The sequence below is a fragment of the Vibrio sp. 1401 genome (assembly GCF_033340295.1).
Map to the genome: position 1 here is coordinate 1 of NZ_JAWOWF010000349.1, position 712 is coordinate 712.

The 712-nt window shown below is 44.7% G+C and carries 1 protein-coding gene; it reads right to left on the reverse strand.

The features are described from left to right. Positions 1-712: diguanylate cyclase domain-containing protein (locus tag R7Z77_RS25565; protein WP_318137077.1), on the reverse strand; the 712-nt coding region annotated here is incomplete at both ends.

Here is a 712-nt window from a genome sequence, read left to right on the forward strand (position 1 = left end):
CTCTATGATTCGCTCACCTAATTCGATGATTAATCCCGATTGCTCTGCCGCTTCAATAAACTCCGCAGGGGAGATGTTGCCATACACACTGCTGTTCCAACGAGCGAGTATTTCAAAGTAATCCCAGCGATCATTGTTTACATCAACAATCGGTTGTAACACCACGTAAAGCTCATGACTTTCAGTAATGCTCGTGCTTAATTGAATGCGCATTGCTTCAATCAGTTGCGTTTGACGATGATAAAGCGCACTTAAGTGCGTGTCGTAATGTTGAATTCGTGTGTCACGGTGTTTTTTGCAATCTTTCAACGCCAAGCTGGCATTTAGGATCAGTTCATCACTGTTGAGCATGTGAACAGGCGCTCGTGCAATGCCAATGCTCACGGTAAAAGAAATACGATTGGATTTGTCACTGTAACCGGCTTCAATTTTATCGAGCACTTCCTGACATACAGCCACGGGATCTTCATCGTAAGTAATAAAGGCAAACTCGTCGCCAGCAACGCGAAACGCTTTATGTGGGGAAGACAAGCTCTGTGGAATCGCATTTGCAGTAAACTTGATGAGCTGGTCACCAATGTAGTTCCCGTTGATGTCGTTTATTGATTTAAAGTTGTCGATATCTAAATACGCCAGATTAAAAGGGCGGGTGGCTTGCTGCGTTAATGTTTCTAGCGTGTCTGCCAAACAGCTGCGGTTCAACAAACCGGTG